The sequence below is a fragment of the Klebsiella sp. MBT K-1 genome, from assembly GCF_002556465.1.
In the GTDB taxonomy this organism is placed as follows: Bacteria; Pseudomonadota; Gammaproteobacteria; order Enterobacterales; family Enterobacteriaceae; genus Klebsiella; species Klebsiella grimontii.
In genome coordinates this window covers 51,397-67,888 of record NZ_PDEL01000019.1, presented here as the reverse complement: position 1 = coordinate 67,888, position 16,492 = coordinate 51,397, and the positions used below count along the sequence as shown (strand labels likewise).

The 16,492-nt window shown below is 55.1% G+C and carries 17 protein-coding genes; 7 read left to right on the top strand and 10 right to left on the bottom strand.

Going from position 1 to position 16,492, the window contains the following annotated elements; genetic code table 11:
• Both pstB and phoU read left to right on the top strand, forming a co-directional pair.
• Window positions 1-774 (top strand): phosphate ABC transporter ATP-binding protein PstB, encoded by a 774-nt coding sequence (gene pstB / locus CMQ96_RS24220; RefSeq protein WP_004107254.1) that lies wholly within the window; start codon window positions 1-3, stop codon window positions 772-774.
• A 49-nt stretch (window positions 775-823) separates the two neighbouring features.
• Window positions 824-1,549, top strand: coding sequence for a phosphate signaling complex protein PhoU (phoU, locus tag CMQ96_RS24215; protein WP_004107251.1), 726 nt, complete (start codon window positions 824-826; stop codon window positions 1,547-1,549).
• 240 nt (window positions 1,550-1,789) lie between these two features.
• Here the strand turns inward: phoU and CMQ96_RS24210 are convergent, their stop codons facing one another.
• Window positions 1,790-1,984, bottom strand: coding sequence for a hypothetical protein (locus tag CMQ96_RS24210; RefSeq protein WP_141522406.1), 195 nt, complete (start codon window positions 1,982-1,984; stop codon window positions 1,790-1,792).
• A 37-nt stretch (window positions 1,985-2,021) separates the two neighbouring features.
• On the opposite strand from CMQ96_RS24210, the gene CMQ96_RS24205 reads away from it, so the two are divergent.
• From CMQ96_RS24205 to CMQ96_RS24195, 3 genes are read left to right on the top strand one after another with little or no spacing between them, the layout of a single operon-like run.
• Complete coding sequence (locus CMQ96_RS24205) at window positions 2,022-3,668, top strand: carbohydrate porin (protein ID WP_024360537.1); 1,647 nt, start codon at window positions 2,022-2,024, stop codon at window positions 3,666-3,668.
• 41 nt (window positions 3,669-3,709) lie between these two features.
• On the top strand, window positions 3,710-4,876 hold the full coding sequence (locus CMQ96_RS24200; protein ID WP_098067447.1) for an esterase: 1,167 nt from the start codon (window positions 3,710-3,712) through the stop codon (window positions 4,874-4,876).
• 54 nt (window positions 4,877-4,930) lie between these two features.
• Window positions 4,931-5,668: a glucosamine-6-phosphate deaminase gene (locus CMQ96_RS24195; RefSeq protein ID WP_024360539.1), complete on the top strand. Its 738-nt coding sequence runs from the start codon at window positions 4,931-4,933 to the stop codon at window positions 5,666-5,668.
• 41 nt (window positions 5,669-5,709) lie between these two features.
• Here CMQ96_RS24195 and yieH read toward each other — a convergent pair whose 3' ends face one another.
• Complete coding sequence (yieH, locus tag CMQ96_RS24190; protein ID WP_049087043.1) at window positions 5,710-6,375, bottom strand: 6-phosphogluconate phosphatase; 666 nt, start codon at window positions 6,373-6,375, stop codon at window positions 5,710-5,712.
• Window positions 6,376-6,542: 167 nt separating this feature from the next.
• Between yieH and adeP the strand changes: the two genes are divergently transcribed.
• Complete coding sequence (gene adeP, locus CMQ96_RS24185) at window positions 6,543-7,880, top strand: adenine permease AdeP (RefSeq protein WP_004127003.1); 1,338 nt, start codon at window positions 6,543-6,545, stop codon at window positions 7,878-7,880.
• Window positions 7,881-7,928: 48 nt separating this feature from the next.
• On the opposite strand, the gene CMQ96_RS24180 is transcribed toward adeP, so the two are convergent.
• The 8 genes from CMQ96_RS24180 to CMQ96_RS24145 all read right to left on the bottom strand — a co-directional run bounded on the left by CMQ96_RS24180 (window position 7,929) and on the right by CMQ96_RS24145 (window position 15,260).
• Entirely contained in the window at window positions 7,929-8,495 is a 567-nt protein-coding gene (locus CMQ96_RS24180; RefSeq protein ID WP_098067446.1) for an NADPH-dependent FMN reductase, read from the bottom strand.
• Window positions 8,496-8,532: 37 nt separating this feature from the next.
• Window positions 8,533-9,270, bottom strand: coding sequence for a 4'-phosphopantetheinyl transferase superfamily protein (locus CMQ96_RS24175; protein ID WP_024360541.1), 738 nt, complete (start codon window positions 9,268-9,270; stop codon window positions 8,533-8,535).
• 147 nt (window positions 9,271-9,417) lie between these two features.
• Window positions 9,418-10,377 carry an HTH-type transcriptional regulator YidZ gene (yidZ, locus tag CMQ96_RS24170; RefSeq protein WP_004871844.1) on the bottom strand — a complete coding sequence of 320 codons (960 nt, stop codon included), beginning with the start codon at window positions 10,375-10,377 and terminating at the stop codon, window positions 9,418-9,420.
• Window positions 10,346-11,527, bottom strand: coding sequence for an MFS transporter (locus CMQ96_RS24165; protein WP_049131993.1), 1,182 nt, complete (start codon window positions 11,525-11,527; stop codon window positions 10,346-10,348). The genes yidZ and CMQ96_RS24165 overlap by 32 nt, the downstream gene beginning before the upstream one ends.
• Window positions 11,528-11,696: 169 nt before the next feature.
• Window positions 11,697-12,161: an N-acetylneuraminate anomerase gene (gene nanQ / locus CMQ96_RS24160; protein WP_004871842.1), complete on the bottom strand. Its 465-nt coding sequence runs from the start codon at window positions 12,159-12,161 to the stop codon at window positions 11,697-11,699.
• A complete protein-coding gene (locus tag CMQ96_RS24155; RefSeq protein ID WP_049087039.1) occupies window positions 12,158-13,033 on the bottom strand; it encodes an N-acetylmannosamine kinase in 876 nt (291 codons plus the stop codon). The genes nanQ and CMQ96_RS24155 overlap by 4 nt, the downstream gene beginning before the upstream one ends.
• A complete protein-coding gene (locus tag CMQ96_RS24150; RefSeq protein ID WP_004871839.1) occupies window positions 13,030-13,719 on the bottom strand; it encodes an N-acetylmannosamine-6-phosphate 2-epimerase in 690 nt (229 codons plus the stop codon). Before CMQ96_RS24150 ends, CMQ96_RS24155 begins: the two co-directional genes overlap by 4 nt.
• A 50-nt stretch (window positions 13,720-13,769) precedes the next feature.
• Entirely contained in the window at window positions 13,770-15,260 is a 1,491-nt protein-coding gene (locus CMQ96_RS24145; protein WP_064343360.1) for an MFS transporter, read from the bottom strand.
• A gap of 326 nt (window positions 15,261-15,586) precedes the next feature.
• On the opposite strand from CMQ96_RS24145, the gene CMQ96_RS24140 reads away from it, so the two are divergent.
• Window positions 15,587-16,468: a MurR/RpiR family transcriptional regulator gene (locus tag CMQ96_RS24140; protein ID WP_004871837.1), complete on the top strand. Its 882-nt coding sequence runs from the start codon at window positions 15,587-15,589 to the stop codon at window positions 16,466-16,468.
• Window positions 16,469-16,492 lie beyond the last annotated feature (24 nt).

Sequence of the window (16,492 nt, the reverse complement as noted above, 5' to 3'; positions counted from 1 at the left end):
ATGAGTATGGTGAATACGACCCCGGGTAAACTTTCAGTACGTAATCTGAACTTCTACTACGGAAAATTCCATGCCCTGAAAAACATCAACCTGGATATCACCAAAAACCAGGTTACGGCGTTTATCGGTCCGTCAGGCTGCGGTAAATCCACGCTGCTGCGTACGTTCAACAAAATGTTTGAGCTGTACCCGGAGCAGCGCGCGGAAGGCGAAATTCTGCTGGATGGCGATAATATTCTCACTAACACCCAGGATATCGCCCTGCTGCGCGCCAAAGTGGGGATGGTGTTCCAGAAGCCGACGCCGTTCCCGATGTCGATTTATGACAACATCGCCTTTGGCGTACGCCTGTTTGAGAAACTCTCCCGCGCGGATATGGACGAGCGAGTGCAGTGGGCTTTGACCAAAGCCGCATTGTGGAATGAAACCAAAGATAAACTGCATCAGAGCGGATATTCTCTCTCCGGTGGTCAGCAGCAGCGTCTGTGCATCGCGCGCGGTATCGCTATTCGTCCGGAAGTCTTACTGCTGGATGAGCCCTGCTCGGCGCTGGACCCGATCTCTACCGGGCGTATTGAAGAGCTGATTACCGAACTGAAACAGGATTACACCGTCGTTATCGTGACCCACAACATGCAGCAGGCCGCGCGTTGTTCCGACCATACGGCATTTATGTATCTTGGCGAGCTGATTGAATTCAGCAACACGGACGATCTGTTTACCAAGCCCGCTAAGAAGCAAACTGAAGATTACATTACTGGCCGCTACGGTTGATTGCCCTTCTGCTTTCAGGCTCTAACCTATTGGGCAATCAGGAGATACTATGGATAACCTAAATCTTAACAAACATATTTCCGGCCAGTTCAACGCCGAACTGGAGTACATCCGCACCCAGGTCATGACCATGGGTGGGCTGGTGGAACAGCAGCTTTCTGATGCCATCACCGCGATGCATAACCAGGACAGCGAGCTGGCGAAGCGCGTTATCGACGGCGATAAGCAGGTCAATATGATGGAAGTCGCGATCGATGAAGCCTGCGTACGCATCATCGCCAAGCGTCAGCCAACCGCCAGCGACCTGCGCCTGGTGATGGCGATTATCAAAACCATCGCCGAGCTGGAACGTATCGGCGACGTCGCGGATAAAATCTGCCGCACCGCGCTGGAAAAATTCTCCCAGCAGCATCAGCCGCTGCTGGTAAGCCTGGAATCGCTGGGGCGCCATACCGTGCAGATGCTGCACGATGTACTGGATGCCTTTGCGCGTATGGACCTTGATGAAGCCGTGCGTATTTATCGCGAAGATAAGAAAGTTGACCAGGAATATGAAGGCATCGTACGTCAGTTGATGACCTATATGATGGAAGATTCGCGCACTATTCCAAGCGTGTTGACCGCGCTGTTCTGCGCCCGCTCGATTGAGCGTATCGGCGATCGTTGCCAGAATATCTGCGAATATATTTTCTACTTCGTCAAAGGTCAGGATTTCCGTCACGTTGGCGGTGACGAGCTGGATAAACTGCTGGCGGGAAAAGATCCCAAAGAGTAATAAATCACAGAGACTAATTCTGATAAAAGGACATATCAGAATTAGTTATGATATATGTTTAAGTTATTTTTCCATTAACAATAACGGTGCGATTGTCGTCACAAATAACAATTTCACTAATTGTGGTTTTATTTTTATAGCGTAACAATACGGTTTATCAATCGGGTGACTTGTCGTTACAAGGCCCGAATGGAAACGGCGGATTGTTACTGCGTAAGCAGGCAAAACCTGACATCACCTTTAATCTGGTGATGTCAGGTTTTTTTTTGCCAAATGATCCACCCGCAGTAGATGAATGGGGTTGTTACCGCCGTGCGGGCAAAACCTGAAGAAAATCGCCTCTGTTTTATGCAGGGAGTTTTCTTCAGGTTTTTTTATGCGATGAAAAAATGTCTGAGGATAAACCATGCCTTCGCGCTGGCCGTTATTTTTCACGATATTCAGCTGCACTCATTTTATATAAAGGGACCTTATGTTTAAAAGAAATCTGATTACATCTGCCATTATTATTATGGCACCGATCGCTTATTCCTCCCATGCTATGGCGGCATCATTGACGGTTGAACAGCGCCTTGAGCTTCTGGAAAAGGCGCTTAAGGATACGCAGTCCGAACTTAAAAAATATAAAGATGAAGAGAAAGCCAGAAATCAAATCTGGGTCGCCAATACGCAGCCGGGCGGAAATAAAACGAGCGCGGCTCGGCAGGCCGTAAGCTCGCCAGCGCCGGCCCGCGCCGCCCAAAAACCGGCGGCGGTGCTGGTGAAAAATGAACAACCCGCGGCTAACGGCGAGTCTATCTATAGCTCCATGACGATGAAGGATTTCAGTCAGTTCGTGAAGGATGAAATTGGCTTCAGCTATAACGGCTATTACCGTTCCGGTTGGGGAACCGCTTCTCATGGATCGCCAAAATCGTGGGCGATTGGTTCGCTTGGCCGCTTTGGTAACGAATACTCTGGCTGGTTTGATTTACAGCTTAAGCAGCGGGTCTATCAGGAAGGCAATAAGCGTGTTGATGCGATCGTGATGTTAGACGGTAACGTCGGGCAGCAGTATTCCAGCGGCTGGTTCGGGGATAACGCTGGCGGCGAGAACTATATGCAGTTCTCTGATATGTACGTCAATACCAAAGGTTTCCTGCCGTTTGCGCCGGAAGCGGATTTCTGGGTCGGCAAGCACGGCGCGCCGAAAATTGAAATCCAGATGCTGGACTGGAAAACGCAGAGAACCGATGCCGCAGCAGGCGTTGGCCTTGAAAACTGGAAGGTGGGCGCGGGTAAGTTTGATATTGCGCTGGTACGCGAGGACGTTGATGATTACAACCGTACGTTGACCAAAAGCCAGCAACTTAACACCAATACCATTGATATCCGCTATAAAGAAATCCCTCTCTGGGATAAAGCCTCATTAATGGTGACCGGCCGCTATGTCGCGGCAAATCAGAGCTCATCAGAAAAATATAATGAAGGTAATAATGGGTATTATGAATGGAAAGATACCTGGATGGCGGGAACGTCGTTAACGCAGAAATTCGATAACGGCGGGTTTAACGAGTTTTCATTCCTGCTGGCGAACAACTCTATCGCCAGTAGCTTCTCGCGCTATGCGGGATCCAGTCCGTATACCACCTTTAACGGCAGATACTATGGCGATCATACCAACGGCACCGCCGTTCGTTTGACCTCCCAGGGGGAAACCTATCTGAGTGATAACATCATTATGGCTAACGCCATCGTTTACTCCTTTGGTAATGATATCTACAGCTACGAGACTGGCGCGCACTCCGATTTCGAATCTATTCGCGCCGTCGTTCGTCCGGCCTGGATCTGGGATAAATATAACCAGACCGGCGTCGAGCTGGGCTATTTCAAACAGCAGAACAAAGATATCACCGGCAAGAAATATAACGAATCCGGTTACAAAACCACCCTGTTCCATACCTTTAAAGTGAATACCAGTATGCTGACCTCACGCCCGGAAATTCGTTTCTATGCGACTTATATTAAAGCGAAGGATATCGACCTGGATAAGGCCGCTAACAGCAACACCAGCAGCATTTTTGAAGATGGTAAGAACGATCAGTTTGCCGTTGGCGCCCAGGCTGAAATCTGGTGGTAAGGCTGGCAATGGCCAGGACAAAATTCTAAAGAGGAATAACGATGAAACGACATGCTATTTACTTCGCTCTGGCGCTGGCGGGCGCAGCGTTTACTGCTCATGCTGCGCCGTTTCCGGTCACGCCGAGCGCGGCGATCGCGGTCAGCCAGTATATTACGCAGGTTAACGGCGATAAGAGTATTACCTTCCGCCTGTTTGCCCCGGACGCAAAACGGGTATCCGTGGTGACGGGGGCAACGCCGGACACCTTCGTCTCCCACGATATGGCCAAAGATGAACAGGGGATCTGGACATGGAAAAGTGAAGCTCTGGCGCCCAACCTCTACGAATACTATTTTGATGTCGACGGATTCCGTTCCGTCGATACCGGTAGCCGCTATCAGAAACCCCAGCGTCAGGTGAATACCAGCCTGATTCTGGTACCCGGCAGCATTCTTGACGATCGCGCGGTGGCTCATGGGGAACTACGCACCTTGACCTACCACTCAAAGGCGCTGAATTCTGAACGCCGTGCCTACGTGTGGACGCCGCCGGGCTATACCGGTGCCGGCGAGCCGCTGCCGGTGCTCTATTTCTATCACGGTTTTGGCGACAGCGGCCTGTCGGCCATCGATCAGGGGCGTATCCCGCAAATCATGGATAACCTGTTGGCGGAAGGCAAAATCAAGCCCATGCTGGTGGTGGTGCCGGATACCGAAACCGATATTCCTGAAGCGGTTGCGGAAAACTTCCCGCCGCAGGAACGGCGTAAAACCTTCTATCCGCTGAATGCGAAAGCGGCGGATAAAGAGCTGATGAACGATATTATTCCGCTGATTGATGCCCGCTTTAATGTGCGGAAAGACGCGGATGGCCGGGCGCTTGCCGGGCTGTCGCAGGGCGGTTATCAGGCGCTGGTCTCGGGAATGAACCATCTGGAGAACTTCGGCTGGCTGGCGACCTTCAGCGGCGTAACGACAACCACGGTGCCGGATGCCGGCGTCGAGGCGCAGCTAAAAAACCCGCAGGCGATCAATAAGCAGCTGCGTAATTTCACCGTCGTCGTGGGTGAGAAAGACGCGGTCACCGGTAAAGATATCGCCGGGCTGAAAGCGGAGCTGGAGAAGCAGAACATCAAATTTGACTACCACGAGTTTCCGGGCCTGAACCACGAAATGGACGTCTGGCGCCCAGCCTACGCCGAGTTCGTGCAGAAGCTGTTCAAATAAAATCAAGGAGCCAGATCCCTGGCTCCCTGTCTTCATTATATTCAGGGAGATAACATGAAGTTAATCGTGACGGAAGATTATGCCGAGATGAGCCTGGTCGCCAGCCATCATGTTTTAGGCTACATCACCGCGCCGCGGAGGAAGAATCTGGCGGTAACGGCAGGCAGTACGCCGAAGAAAATGTATGAACATCTGACGGCAGCGATTAAAGGCAAATCCTTCTATTCTCAGGCCCATTATTACAATTTTGATGAGATCCCGTTCCGCGGACAGGATCGCGAAGGGGTGACCATTTCCAATCTGCGCAGCCTGTTTTTCACTCCCGCTCAGATCCCGGAAGAGAATATCCACAAGCTTAGCCATGCAAACTTTATCCATCACGACCAGCGGTTACAGGAGGAGGGGGGCCTGGATCTGGTGGTGATGGGTCTCGGCGCTGACGGCCATTTTTGCGGTAACTTACCGAATACCACGCGGTTCCACGATGCGACGGTGAAAGTCCCTATCGTCGGGGATTTGGTGGATCTCGTCGCGCATGGCGAAATGGACGGCGACTTCTCCGCGGTGCCGGATAGCTACGTCACGATGGGGCCGAAAAGCGTTATGGCGGCGAAAAATTTGCTGCTGATCGTCAGCGGAGCGGCAAAAGCGCAGGCGCTAAAACAGGTGATTGAAGGCGAAGTCAGCGAGCGGGTTCCGGCTTCGGTGCTGAAACTGCATCCTTCCCTGGTGATTGTGGCTGATAAAGCAGCGGCTGCGGAATTGACTAAAGCGCAGTCCTTCTCAGCGTAGCGCAGGCGGGACGCTCCGGGGTTGCGCTACGCTGCGGCTTTTTATCGGGTAATATGCCAGCCGCGCGCTTTCCACAGTTCCGGCAGCGCTTCCAGACGGGTAAACGTCGTCACTTTCGGATGGTCGATGGGCTTGTTGTGCGGATCGGCGCAGAAGTAGAACACCTCCATGCCTGCCGCGATCCCCGACTGCGCGCCTGCGCTGGAGTCGTCGACCAGAATGCAGTTCTCGACGTTAACATTCATCGCTTTTGCAGCATGCAGCATCAGTGCCGGATCGGGCTTCCAGCGCTGGATATCGTAGCCGCTATACAGACGCTCGGGGAAATGGCGCAGCATGCCTGTTTTACCGAGAGAGTGCTGCATTTTGCTGACCGGGCCGTTGGAGACCACGCACATCGGCACGTTGACCGCGTCCAGCAGCGCCTGTGCGCCAGATATGACTTCCAGTTCAGTATCAAACAGGCGCGCGACTTCATCGCGGTAAACCGGCTCAAGGGTCGCCTTATCCAGATTAACGCCGTACTCCGCGTTAATGGTATCGATAATCTCGTACAGCTTTACGCCTTTGAAGCGCTTAAAAATCTCTTCTAAATCCAGCGTAATGCCGAATTCCCTGAACATGTGAACGTAGGCGCGGGAGCAGATCACCTCGCTGTCGACCAGCGTGCCGTCACAGTCGAAAAATACTGCTTCTGGTTGGGTCATGTCGTTTCCATTTTAATAAGTTAACGTTTTCGTCATGCTGATTGGTGAGACGCAATCGTTGCCGTATAAGCAAAATCAATGAAAAAAAGTATCTCACAACCGCCCCTATTGTCGCATTTTGGTATAGGATAGCGACGAATTTTCCCTCCTTTGTTCGGAAACCGATAATGAGTCAACAACAAACCAGCCAGTCATCTGGCCAGGGTCTGCTGGAGCGCGTGTTCAAATTGCGTGAACACGGCACCACGGCCCGCACCGAAGCGATTGCAGGTTTCACCACTTTTCTGACAATGGTGTACATCGTTTTTGTTAACCCACAGATTCTCGGCGTGGCGGGTATGGATACCAGCGCCGTTTTTGTCACAACCTGTCTGATCGCCGCATTCGGCAGCATTATGATGGGGCTATTCGCTAACCTCCCGGTGGCGCTGGCGCCGGCAATGGGCCTGAACGCCTTTTTTGCGTTTGTTGTGGTACAGGCAATGGGCCTGCCATGGCAGGTGGGGATGGGCGCTATTTTCTGGGGCGCGGTTGGCCTGCTGCTGCTGACGATTTTCCGCGTACGCTACTGGATGATTGCCAATATTCCGGTTAGCCTGCGCATCGGCATCACCAGCGGTATCGGCCTGTTTATCGGTATGATGGGCCTGAAAAACGCCGGCGTGATCGTCGCCAATCCGGAAACCCTGGTGAGCATCGGCAACCTGACGTCCCACAGCGTGCTGTTGGGTATCCTTGGCTTCTTCATTATCGCGATTCTGGCTTCCCGCAATATTCACGCCGCGGTGCTGGTTTCTATCGTGGTTACCACGCTGCTGGGCTGGATGCTGGGTGACGTTCACTACACGGGCATCGTTTCCATGCCGCCGAGCGTGACTACGGTGATTGGTCATGTTGACCTGGCGGGCTCGCTGAATCTCGGCCTGGCGGGCGTGATCTTCTCATTTATGCTGGTGAACCTGTTCGACTCCTCCGGCACGCTGATCGGCGTGACCGATAAAGCCGGTCTGGCCGATGCGCAGGGCAAGTTCCCGCGTATGAAGCAGGCGCTGTTTGTCGATAGCGTATCGTCCGTTGCCGGCTCCTTTATCGGCACCTCTTCCGTAACCGCCTATATTGAATCGTCCTCGGGCGTTTCCGTGGGCGGCCGTACCGGCTTAACCGCCGTGGTCGTTGGGCTCTTGTTCCTGCTGGTGATTTTCCTGTCGCCGCTGGCGGGTATGGTTCCGGCCTACGCCGCAGCCGGTGCGCTGATTTACGTTGGCGTCCTGATGACCTCCAGCCTGGCGCGCGTGAAGTGGGATGATTTAACCGAATCAGTGCCTGCGTTTATTACCGCCGTGATGATGCCGTTCAGCTTCTCCATTACGGAAGGTATTGCCTTAGGCTTTATCTCTTACTGCGTGATGAAGATTGGTACCGGCCGCCTGCGCGACCTCAGTCCGTGCGTGATTGTGGTTTCGCTGCTGTTCGTGCTGAAGATTGTGTTTATCGACGCGCATTAATACCTGCGCCGTCACGCTCGCCCGTTCTGGCGAGCGTGACGGCGTCTGTCAGGCCTTAACCCGCTGAATATACTCGGCAAAAGCGCTAAGCTGCCCGCTCAGATGATCGAGTGTGCTCTGATCGACGACTTTCCCCTCCTGCGGATCCACTTTGTTCTGAATCACGCCGCCCATAAATTCGGGCTTATTCATCACCATTGCGTCGAGGAATACCAGAATCTGGCGCAGATGGTACTGACAGCGCGCGCCGCCAATAGCCCCCATCGAACTGGTTTGAATCAGTACCGGCTTACCGGCCAGCGGCTGTTCCGACAGACGAGATAGCCAGTCGATGGCGTTTTTCAGGCCGCCGGGAACCGAATAGTTATATTCCGGCGTCACGATGACCACACCGTCGGCCTCGCGAATTTGCTGCGCGATATCCTGAACGCTTTGTGGGAATCCCTCTTCCTGCTGGACATCGGCATCATAGAGTGGAATATCGCCAATGGACGGTAACGCGGAAACCGCCATACCTGCGGGCGCGATGCCGGGGAGGGTACGCGCGACCATGGCATTAAAAGAGCCTTTGCGCAGACTTCCGAGTAACGTAACAACTTTCAACGTATCAGACATGATTGCTCCTTTGCATCATGATGGCCGGGAAAACCGGTCAGTTGAGGGAGAAGGCTTTTTCTACCGGTAAACTGGTGAAGCGCATCAGCCGGGCGGACGGTTCTTTAGCACGGGCCTGAGCGTCAGGCAGGCTGCGCCAGCCCTCGTTACCATTATATTCCCAGACTTTCAGTTGACCGATATCCGGGCTGGCGGCGATAGACCAGACCAGCACCGTTTCGGCGTCGCACACGGCTTCGATTGCCTGCGTCCCGCTTGTGCGTAACCGCCCGGAGCCCGGAAGAAGCTGTAGGTTAACGGCGGTTTCGCCAGTCAGTTTCATGACGCTTTTGCGCAGCGCGTCAAGCTGAGCGCGAGCTTCGTCAGGATCGTGCTGATTGCTAATCCATACACGCTCATTACTGTTAAAAACGTAGCGGTCGGCGTCGTGCGGGGAGTGTAAACCGCGGGAGGCGTGCGGTAATTCCATATCCAGGCCGCAATCGCCTTCGGTGGTTAACGCGACGCCGACGATATTTCCAGCATAGGAGATGGAGAAATGCGGGAGATGTTCGTCGCGAAAAGCGGGTTTTCCATTTTCTTCATCAATAATTTCGGGAAGTTCGCTGATGCCGTACAGCATAAAGAGGAGTTCTGCGAGGAGTGACCGGGATGCGCGATAGCGGCTTTGTCGGTACTCAGGCAGGCGCCTGGCGGATTGATGGCAGGCCGCTGACAGGCGTGTTGATAACGGTTCTCGGGTGTTAAGTATCCCTCTTGCAAAATGCGTTGCCATTCGTCGCTCCGTGATTAATGGTCAATGATAGAAATTGCGAATTATATTATCGCTCAGAATTGTCAGGTTTTAATGCGGAAATCACCCGTTGAAAAGAGAAATTGCATGAATTTTACAATTTATTGCGCAAGGCGGGCTAACCCAGCGCTATAGCGGTTCAGTGTAGAGCTGTCTCAGCGTTTCTCGCAGCCAGACGATCTTCGGGTTGTAGCTGTTGCGCTTATGCCACAGGAGGGTAAAGGGGACGCGTATTTTCTCCAGCTGCGACGGTTCCAGCGGCAGCGGCAGTGAGACCAGCGGCAGATGATGCTGCTGATTGTAGCGCTGGCAATAGCGCGGGGCGGTGGCCAACATCGTATGATGAGGCTGGGCCGCCATAAACAGCGACTGTTCAAAGCCCGGAACGGTCAACGCCACGGTGCGTTTATGCCCCAGGTCATGCAGAACATCATCCAGCGCCCAGGTATCGCTTTGTTCCCAACAGATATTGATATGCGGATAGCGTAAAAAAGCGTCCAGACTCCACTCATCGTTCAGCGCGGGATGATCGGCGCGCAGCCATACCTGAGGTAGATCGGTAAACAGGATTTCAAAATCGATATACCAGGGCAGCAGGCTGAGCTGTTCACGGGAGCGAGGATGGGTTTCCCGGCCGCAAAAACCGATGTCGACTTCGCCGCGAATAATGGCATCCAGCGAATCGTAATCCCAATTGCGCAGGCGGATCAGCGCCTGCGGATAGCGTTGGTAGATCCGCTGTGAAAGCGAGTTCAGCAGGATCATCAGCAGGGGCGACTCCGCCGCCAGCTCAAACTTTAGCCCGCTTGGCATGGTGTGATGGGGCTTGTCGAGGATCTGATTACCCATCTGCATCCAGTCCGCCAGATCCTGCTCCATACTGCTCATCAGCGGCGTGGGCGACAGCCCCAGAGGCGTTTTGACAAATAGCGGATCGTCAAACCAGGCGCGCAGTTTAGCCAGCGACTTGCTCACCGCCGACGGCGAAACGTTCATCCGCTTCGCCGTGCGGGTAACGCTGAGCTCCTGGGTTAAGAGCTGCAGGCACAGCAGTAAGTTAAGATCGAGACTCGACAGGGGTTTTTTCATAGCGTTGCGCGGCCCGCGCCGGAGAGGCGACCATAATCAGAACAATACTCACTATGCTACAGGCAATAAGTATCCCGATCAGCATATTCATCGCGCTGAGCCCGATGATAGCCGCCAGCCAAATCCACAGTGAAGAGCCGCAAACCTGAGCAATCCCCAAAACTGAACTCGCCACGCCAGCGCGCAGGGTAAATGGCCCCAGGGCCTGGCTCATCGCTACGCCAAAGCCGGCGGAGAACCCGGCGCAAATCAGCCCCAGCCCTAGCATCGTTATCGTCTGGCTGGTGGCAAAGCTCAGCAGCGCGCCCGCGATAAAGAAGAGCACCTGCGAGGTCAGCATCAGGGTGCGGGGCTTAAAGAGCGTCAGAGCAAACGGCGTCGAGAACGACACCACCATGCTCACTAGCGCCATGAGCGCCATCGCCATGGAATAAGTCCCGCGATCGAAGCCCATCACTTCCATCATCAGCACCGGGGAGACGTTAACGTAGGTCAGAATCGCCGTCACGCTGAGGGTGGTCACGATCGTTCGGCTGAGGAAAAAGCGGTTAAGCAGCGATTCGGGGGCGACATTTTGCTGCGCCGCCTGCGGAACGGATGTTGGACGCGTTTCCCGCAAGATAAATATCGACAGCAGCCCCACCAGAACGCCCATGCCGGTCATGGTATAGAACAGGCTCTGCCAGGGGTATTTCAGCATAATCAGGTGGCCGAGTACCGGTGCCAGCACCGGAATAATGCAGGTGATGCCGTTAAGAAGGGAAAGCACCTTCGCCCGGCGGCGATCGTCGAGGGTATCGCGCAGCACCGCAAAGGCGACGACGTAGCAGCTGCCCGCGCCAATCCCCTGAATAAAACGCCCCGTCAGGAAGTGGGCGCTGACCTGCGCCTGCGAGCAGATAAGGGAGGCGAGTATGAAAACAACGGCGCCGAAAATCGCCACCGGCTTACGGCCTGACTTGTCGGCGATACGGCCAGCAAACAGCATGGCTGCGGCCATCCCGGCCAGATAAACCGAGAAGGCGATGTGCAGCTGCGCTTCACTGGCCCCCAGATCCTGCGCGATGCGCGGCAGGCCGACCAGATACATATCAATACCGGATGGATAAAGCAGAACCAGCGCAAAACTGCAGATAAGAAAGCGTGCCATAGAACCCTCGCATAAGATTGCCGTACAGCATAGAGGGGTTCGTGCGGTAGTACGAGTTGCCATTTGGACAACAATGATTTCCTGGGAGGAAAAGCGACGAAGCAAGCGTCGCTTTGGCGTTGAGAGGCTATCCCGCCAGGACGCATATCTGGCGGGCGAAGTAAGTGACTCAGACAAGCAGCGCGCGGTTAACTTTAATTACCGCTTTTTTTATCTCCATGCTCGCTGCGCCCTGCACGCCCGGCTTATGCGGTTCGCCAGGGAAAAAAATGGCGAACATGCCAGGCTTCAGGGTCACCTGCTGCTGGTCGGCGATAGCTGCGCACAGCTGGTAGTCCTCTTCTTTATGCCAGGTGTCGCACTCACGGGCGCTATCGGCCACGCCGCAGTGGATTGTCTCCTCGCCTTGCAGCAGGATCTGAATATCAATAAATTTTTCGTGCAGCTCCGCTTTTTTACTTTCCGCCGACTGCGTGGCGAAGCGCATGACGTTCATATAAATATCATCGCCCTGCAACTCATAACGCCCCGGTTCACGCTGCTGCGGCTGAGCCTTAACGGCCAGCCTCACGGCCTCAAGCAGAACGGGTGACAGTCCCGCGCATTCCGGGTGATGGATATCGCCGATAATCATAATGCTTTGTCCTCCGCTAACAACGCCGCGCCAATCAGGCCGGCATCATGCTGATAGTGTGCGGCTACAATCTTCGTGTGATAGACCGCAGGTTCCTGCGCCAGATAGGTCTCAACCAGCGGGAGATAGCCGGGCGCCAGCCCGATGCTGCCGCCCAGGACGGCACACTGGCAGTTAACGCTGGCCTTCATGTCGGCAATCAGCCGGGCGATGGTTTGCGCCGAACGGTGGACTAACGACGTTGCCTGCGGATGGCCGCTCTGCGCAAGAGCAAAAATGGATTTGGCCGTCATCCCCTGCAGATCGTCCGTCGCCAGCGCGGCGATCCCTCTGCCGGAGGCAATAGCCTCTACGCAGCCGGTGCGACCGCAGCCGCAGCGCGGACCGTGCGGATCGGCCAGCGTGTGGCCGATATGCCCGGCCAGCCCTTCGTTCCCGGACAGGAGCCGACCGTTGCAGATGATACCGCCGCCCACGCCCGTTGAGATGGTGATGAATACCATCTCGTCGGCATCGACAGACAGGGCGTGATATTCGGCCCAGGCCGCCGCCTGCGCATCGTTCACGACCAGGCACGGTCGCCCCGTCAGCTGCGCCAGCGTCTCCCGCAGGGGAAACTGCGCCAGTCCGCCAAGGTTATCCGGATTTAACGCCGTCAGTACGCCGTGACGAATGATTCCCGTCGAGGCGGCCGCTACCCGCCGGGCCCGCCCCGCGAAAGGCGCGACCAGCGCGCTCAACGCCTCCGTCAGCGCCGCCGGCGTTTTGCTGGCGGGCGTCGGCAGCGCTCGTTTCTCCAGCACGTGATGCTGCGTGTCAATCAGCGCGGCGGCCAGCTTGGTGCCGCCGATGTCTATCGCCAGCGTTGTCATAGCGCAACCTCAGCCAGCGCATCGCGGTACCACTGGCAAATGTGTTCAATACGCGTAATCGCGGAACCGACGGTCACCGCCCATGCGCCTTGCTTTATGGCCTGCGCCGCCAGGGCCGGAGAGTTGAACCGCCCTTCGGCAATGACCCGGTATCCTTTGGCGCTCAGCGCTTGCACTAGTGGGAAATCCGGCTCATTGGGTACTGCTTCCGTGGTATACCCGGACAGCGTAGTGCCGATAATTTCTGCGCCCAGAGCGTGGCAGCGAGTACCGTCTTCAAGGTTCGAGCAGTCTGCCATCGCGACGCAGCCCTGCTGATGAATGCGCTCGATAGTCGCCTTCACGCTGGCCGGACGCGGGCGATCCGTGCCGTCAAAGGCGATAATATCCGCACCAGCCTGCGCCAACGCGTCCACATCCTCAAGGAACGGCGTGATGCGCACCGGCGAGTCCGGCAGGTCGCGCTTGATGATGCCGATAATGGGTACTGAAATAAGTTCGCGCGTGGCCTTCAGGTTATTAATGCCTTCAATACGTACCGCGACCGCACCCGTCTTGACCGCCGCCAGCGCCATCGCCGCGACGATTTCAGGCTTATCTAACGGGCTGCCCGGCACCGGCTGGCACGAGACAATGAGTCCGCCCAATTCTTTAACCTTCACATCCAAAGTATCAAATAAAGACATAGCGCTATCCCTTACTTCCGTTTGCGCCCGACAGCGCCGGGCGCATGAATTTAATGTTTACTGCAAAGCGGTGCGTCCGCTTTGTCGTGACGAACCTTTGCCCCACTGAATGGTTTGCCATCAATGGCGTCATGGGTTCGCAGCGCTTCCGGGCGAATCCAGCGCTGCACGCGGGACGGCATATCGAGGCCAATCAGCAGGATCACCACAAACGTCAGTCCGAAGGAGAGCGACCCCAGCGCCGTACCCAGATGCATATGCTGTGCGACCAGCGCGCCGAGGACCGGCGCCGCCGCCCCGCCCAGAGCGCCGACGTTGTAGGTGAAGCCCAGACCGGCAGCGCGCTGATCGGTGTCGAAGTAACCACCGATCAATTTCGGTAGTATTCCCGCGATCCCCTGGCCCAGCATCTGCTGGAAGAAGAGCAGGAGACCCAGGCCCCACAGGCTGGCGCCGCCGATGGCGAAAACAGGGATAATCAGGACCTGCGAGGCCAGCAGGCTGTAAACGTAGGCTTTACGCGTGCCCAGCCAGTCGCCGAGGAACCCGCCGACGATGCAGCCGACGGCCGCGCCGAATCCGCTGAAGAAAAGCACCTTCGCCACCGCTGCCGGATCGTATGCCAGCTCGGTTTTCAGGTAGGTCGGCAGCAGCGCCTGGATAGGCCAGGAATAGAGGAAGGCGAACAGAACGACAACCATCAGCATTACGCCGGTCGGCCAGCGTTTTCCGCTGCTCTGTACCATAAAGCTGATGAAAATAACGGTGCAAACGAGCGCCAGCGCAATCACTACCAGCGGGTTGTGCTGATTACCTGCGAAGCAGAACCACAGCGCCGCCGTTGCGATCAGCGTCGTTGCTATATTCATGGCGCGGTATTTACCGCGATAGAGGATATCCACCATCGTCCGTACTGGCGCTTTCTTCGTCTGCCGCTCTTTCCAGTCTTCCGTTTCCGGAATATTTTTACGCAGCCACAGCGCGAAAATAATCGGCAGAATGCCAAGGAAGAATAAGGCGCGCCAGCCCCAGAGGGGCACCACCAGGCTGTAAACCTGCGCCGCCACAACGGCGCCGACGGAAAAGCCGGATATCAGGAAGCCGCTGGCTTTGTTACGCAAATGTTTTGGCCAGCTTTCAATAACATAGGTTGCGCTGGAGCCGTACTCGCCGGCCATCCCCATTCCGATCACCATTCGGGCAATAAACATCGAGGTGTATCCCGGCGCAAAGCCGCAGGCCAGCGTACCGACGGAGAAAAGAATAATACTGCTGACCATCGCCAGGCGGCGGCCATAACGGTCGCCCATCGCCCCCAGCAGCAAGCCGCCGAACCAACGGGAGATAAACGCCGCGGAGATAATACTCGCCGCTTGGACCGTGGTGAGCTGAAATTCGCTTTGTACTTCGGTGAGCACCAGAGCGATTAAAACGAAATCAAAACCATCCAGTAAATAGCCCAGCCAGGCTGCAGAGAAAGCCCGCCATTGGGACTTATTGAGGTGCTTATACCATGGTTTGGTACTTATTATTTCACTCATATGCTCTCCTGTGATGAGCAGCGTTTTTATGCTGTCGGGCCTAAAACAGCAGGGAGGCGCACAGCCAAATGAAGTTAAACTCCATTTAATATATTTTTTAGAAGTTAAACGCCACAAGAGCATTTCATGAAATGTGTGAACAAGATCATGGACAAAGAAGAGGAGAAACGAAAAAAGGCGATCTGACTCACGCCATGAGACGTACAATGTTTGCGCCGCTCAGGATATAGCCGCGGCGTCGCGGCGTTTTTAAAAATCCATATTGCCTGGTGATGCGCTGTACTTCATCATTAGCGCCTGATAATCGCGTAAACAGTAGGGAAGAGATGACGACTCCGACTTCGCCGGTCAAAGCCGGGAAAATACTTGATACCCTGGGAGCGATGCAAAGCAGTATGACCCGCGTCGGGAAAAGCATTGCGCAGTTTGTGATGACTTCCCCCCACAAGGTGACGCAGCTTTCCATCGCCGACCTCTCAGAGGAAGTGAACGCGGGCGAAGCGTCGGTGATCCGTTTCTGTCGACAGCTGGGCTATAAAGGCTTTCAGAATTTCAAAATGGAGCTGGCTATTGAGCTGGCCATGACCGATACCGATGACAACAGCACGCTTCTGGAGGCTGAAATTCAGAAAGCCGACGATGCGCACACCATTGGTCTCAAGCTCCAGGGCGCTATCTCGACTGTTCTCTCGGAAACGCTCAACCTTCTGGATATGGAGCAGGTTGAACGGGTCGTGGAGGCGCTGCATAGCTGCAATAGCACCTTTATTTTCGGCGTCGGCGCCTCCGGGCTGACCGCCGAAGAGATGAAGCACAAGCTGATGCGAATCGGGATGCGCGTCGATGCCTTAACGAATAATCACTTTATGTATATGCAGGCCGCGCTGCTCAAGGCTGGCGATGTCGCTATCGGTATCAGCCACTCCGGGCATTCGCCGGAAACCACCCACGCCCTTAGTCTGGCAAAGCAGGCCGGAGCCGTCACCGTCGCCTTAACGCATAACCTCGGGTCGCCATTGAGTAAAGTCGCGGATATTACGCTGATTAACGGCAACCGCCAGGGACGCCTGCAGGGCGACTCCATTGGCACCAAAACGGCACAGCTTTTCGTACTGGATCTCATTTATACGCTGCTGGTGCAGAAAGACCCGGAAGCCGCCCGAGCCAATAAACTGCGCACGATGGATGCCCTGTCCACGCTCAAATAGAGCGAGTTTTGTGCGATTCATCAC

Coding starts and splice junctions, on each gene's coding strand:
- CMQ96_RS24200 (WP_098067447.1), top strand. CDS start 3,710: ATGAAACGACATGCTATTTACTTCGCTCTGGCGCTGGCGGGCGCAGCG.
- CMQ96_RS24150 (WP_004871839.1), bottom strand. CDS start 13,719: ATGTCTTTATTTGATACTTTGGATGTGAAGGTTAAAGAATTGGGCGGA.
- phoU (WP_004107251.1), top strand. CDS start 824: ATGGATAACCTAAATCTTAACAAACATATTTCCGGCCAGTTCAACGCC.
- CMQ96_RS24165 (WP_049131993.1), bottom strand. CDS start 11,527: ATGGCACGCTTTCTTATCTGCAGTTTTGCGCTGGTTCTGCTTTATCCA.
- CMQ96_RS24145 (WP_064343360.1), bottom strand. CDS start 15,260: ATGAGTGAAATAATAAGTACCAAACCATGGTATAAGCACCTCAATAAG.
- CMQ96_RS24140 (WP_004871837.1), top strand. CDS start 15,587: ATGACGACTCCGACTTCGCCGGTCAAAGCCGGGAAAATACTTGATACC.
- adeP (WP_004127003.1), top strand. CDS start 6,543: ATGAGTCAACAACAAACCAGCCAGTCATCTGGCCAGGGTCTGCTGGAG.
- yieH (WP_049087043.1), bottom strand. CDS start 6,375: ATGACCCAACCAGAAGCAGTATTTTTCGACTGTGACGGCACGCTGGTC.
- CMQ96_RS24155 (WP_049087039.1), bottom strand. CDS start 13,033: ATGACAACGCTGGCGATAGACATCGGCGGCACCAAGCTGGCCGCCGCG.
- pstB (WP_004107254.1), top strand. CDS start 1: ATGAGTATGGTGAATACGACCCCGGGTAAACTTTCAGTACGTAATCTG.
- CMQ96_RS24175 (WP_024360541.1), bottom strand. CDS start 9,270: ATGGCAACGCATTTTGCAAGAGGGATACTTAACACCCGAGAACCGTTA.
- CMQ96_RS24195 (WP_024360539.1), top strand. CDS start 4,931: ATGAAGTTAATCGTGACGGAAGATTATGCCGAGATGAGCCTGGTCGCC.
- CMQ96_RS24205 (WP_024360537.1), top strand. CDS start 2,022: ATGTTTAAAAGAAATCTGATTACATCTGCCATTATTATTATGGCACCG.
- yidZ (WP_004871844.1), bottom strand. CDS start 10,377: ATGAAAAAACCCCTGTCGAGTCTCGATCTTAACTTACTGCTGTGCCTG.
- CMQ96_RS24180 (WP_098067446.1), bottom strand. CDS start 8,495: ATGTCTGATACGTTGAAAGTTGTTACGTTACTCGGAAGTCTGCGCAAA.
- nanQ (WP_004871842.1), bottom strand. CDS start 12,161: ATGATTATCGGCGATATCCATCACCCGGAATGCGCGGGACTGTCACCC.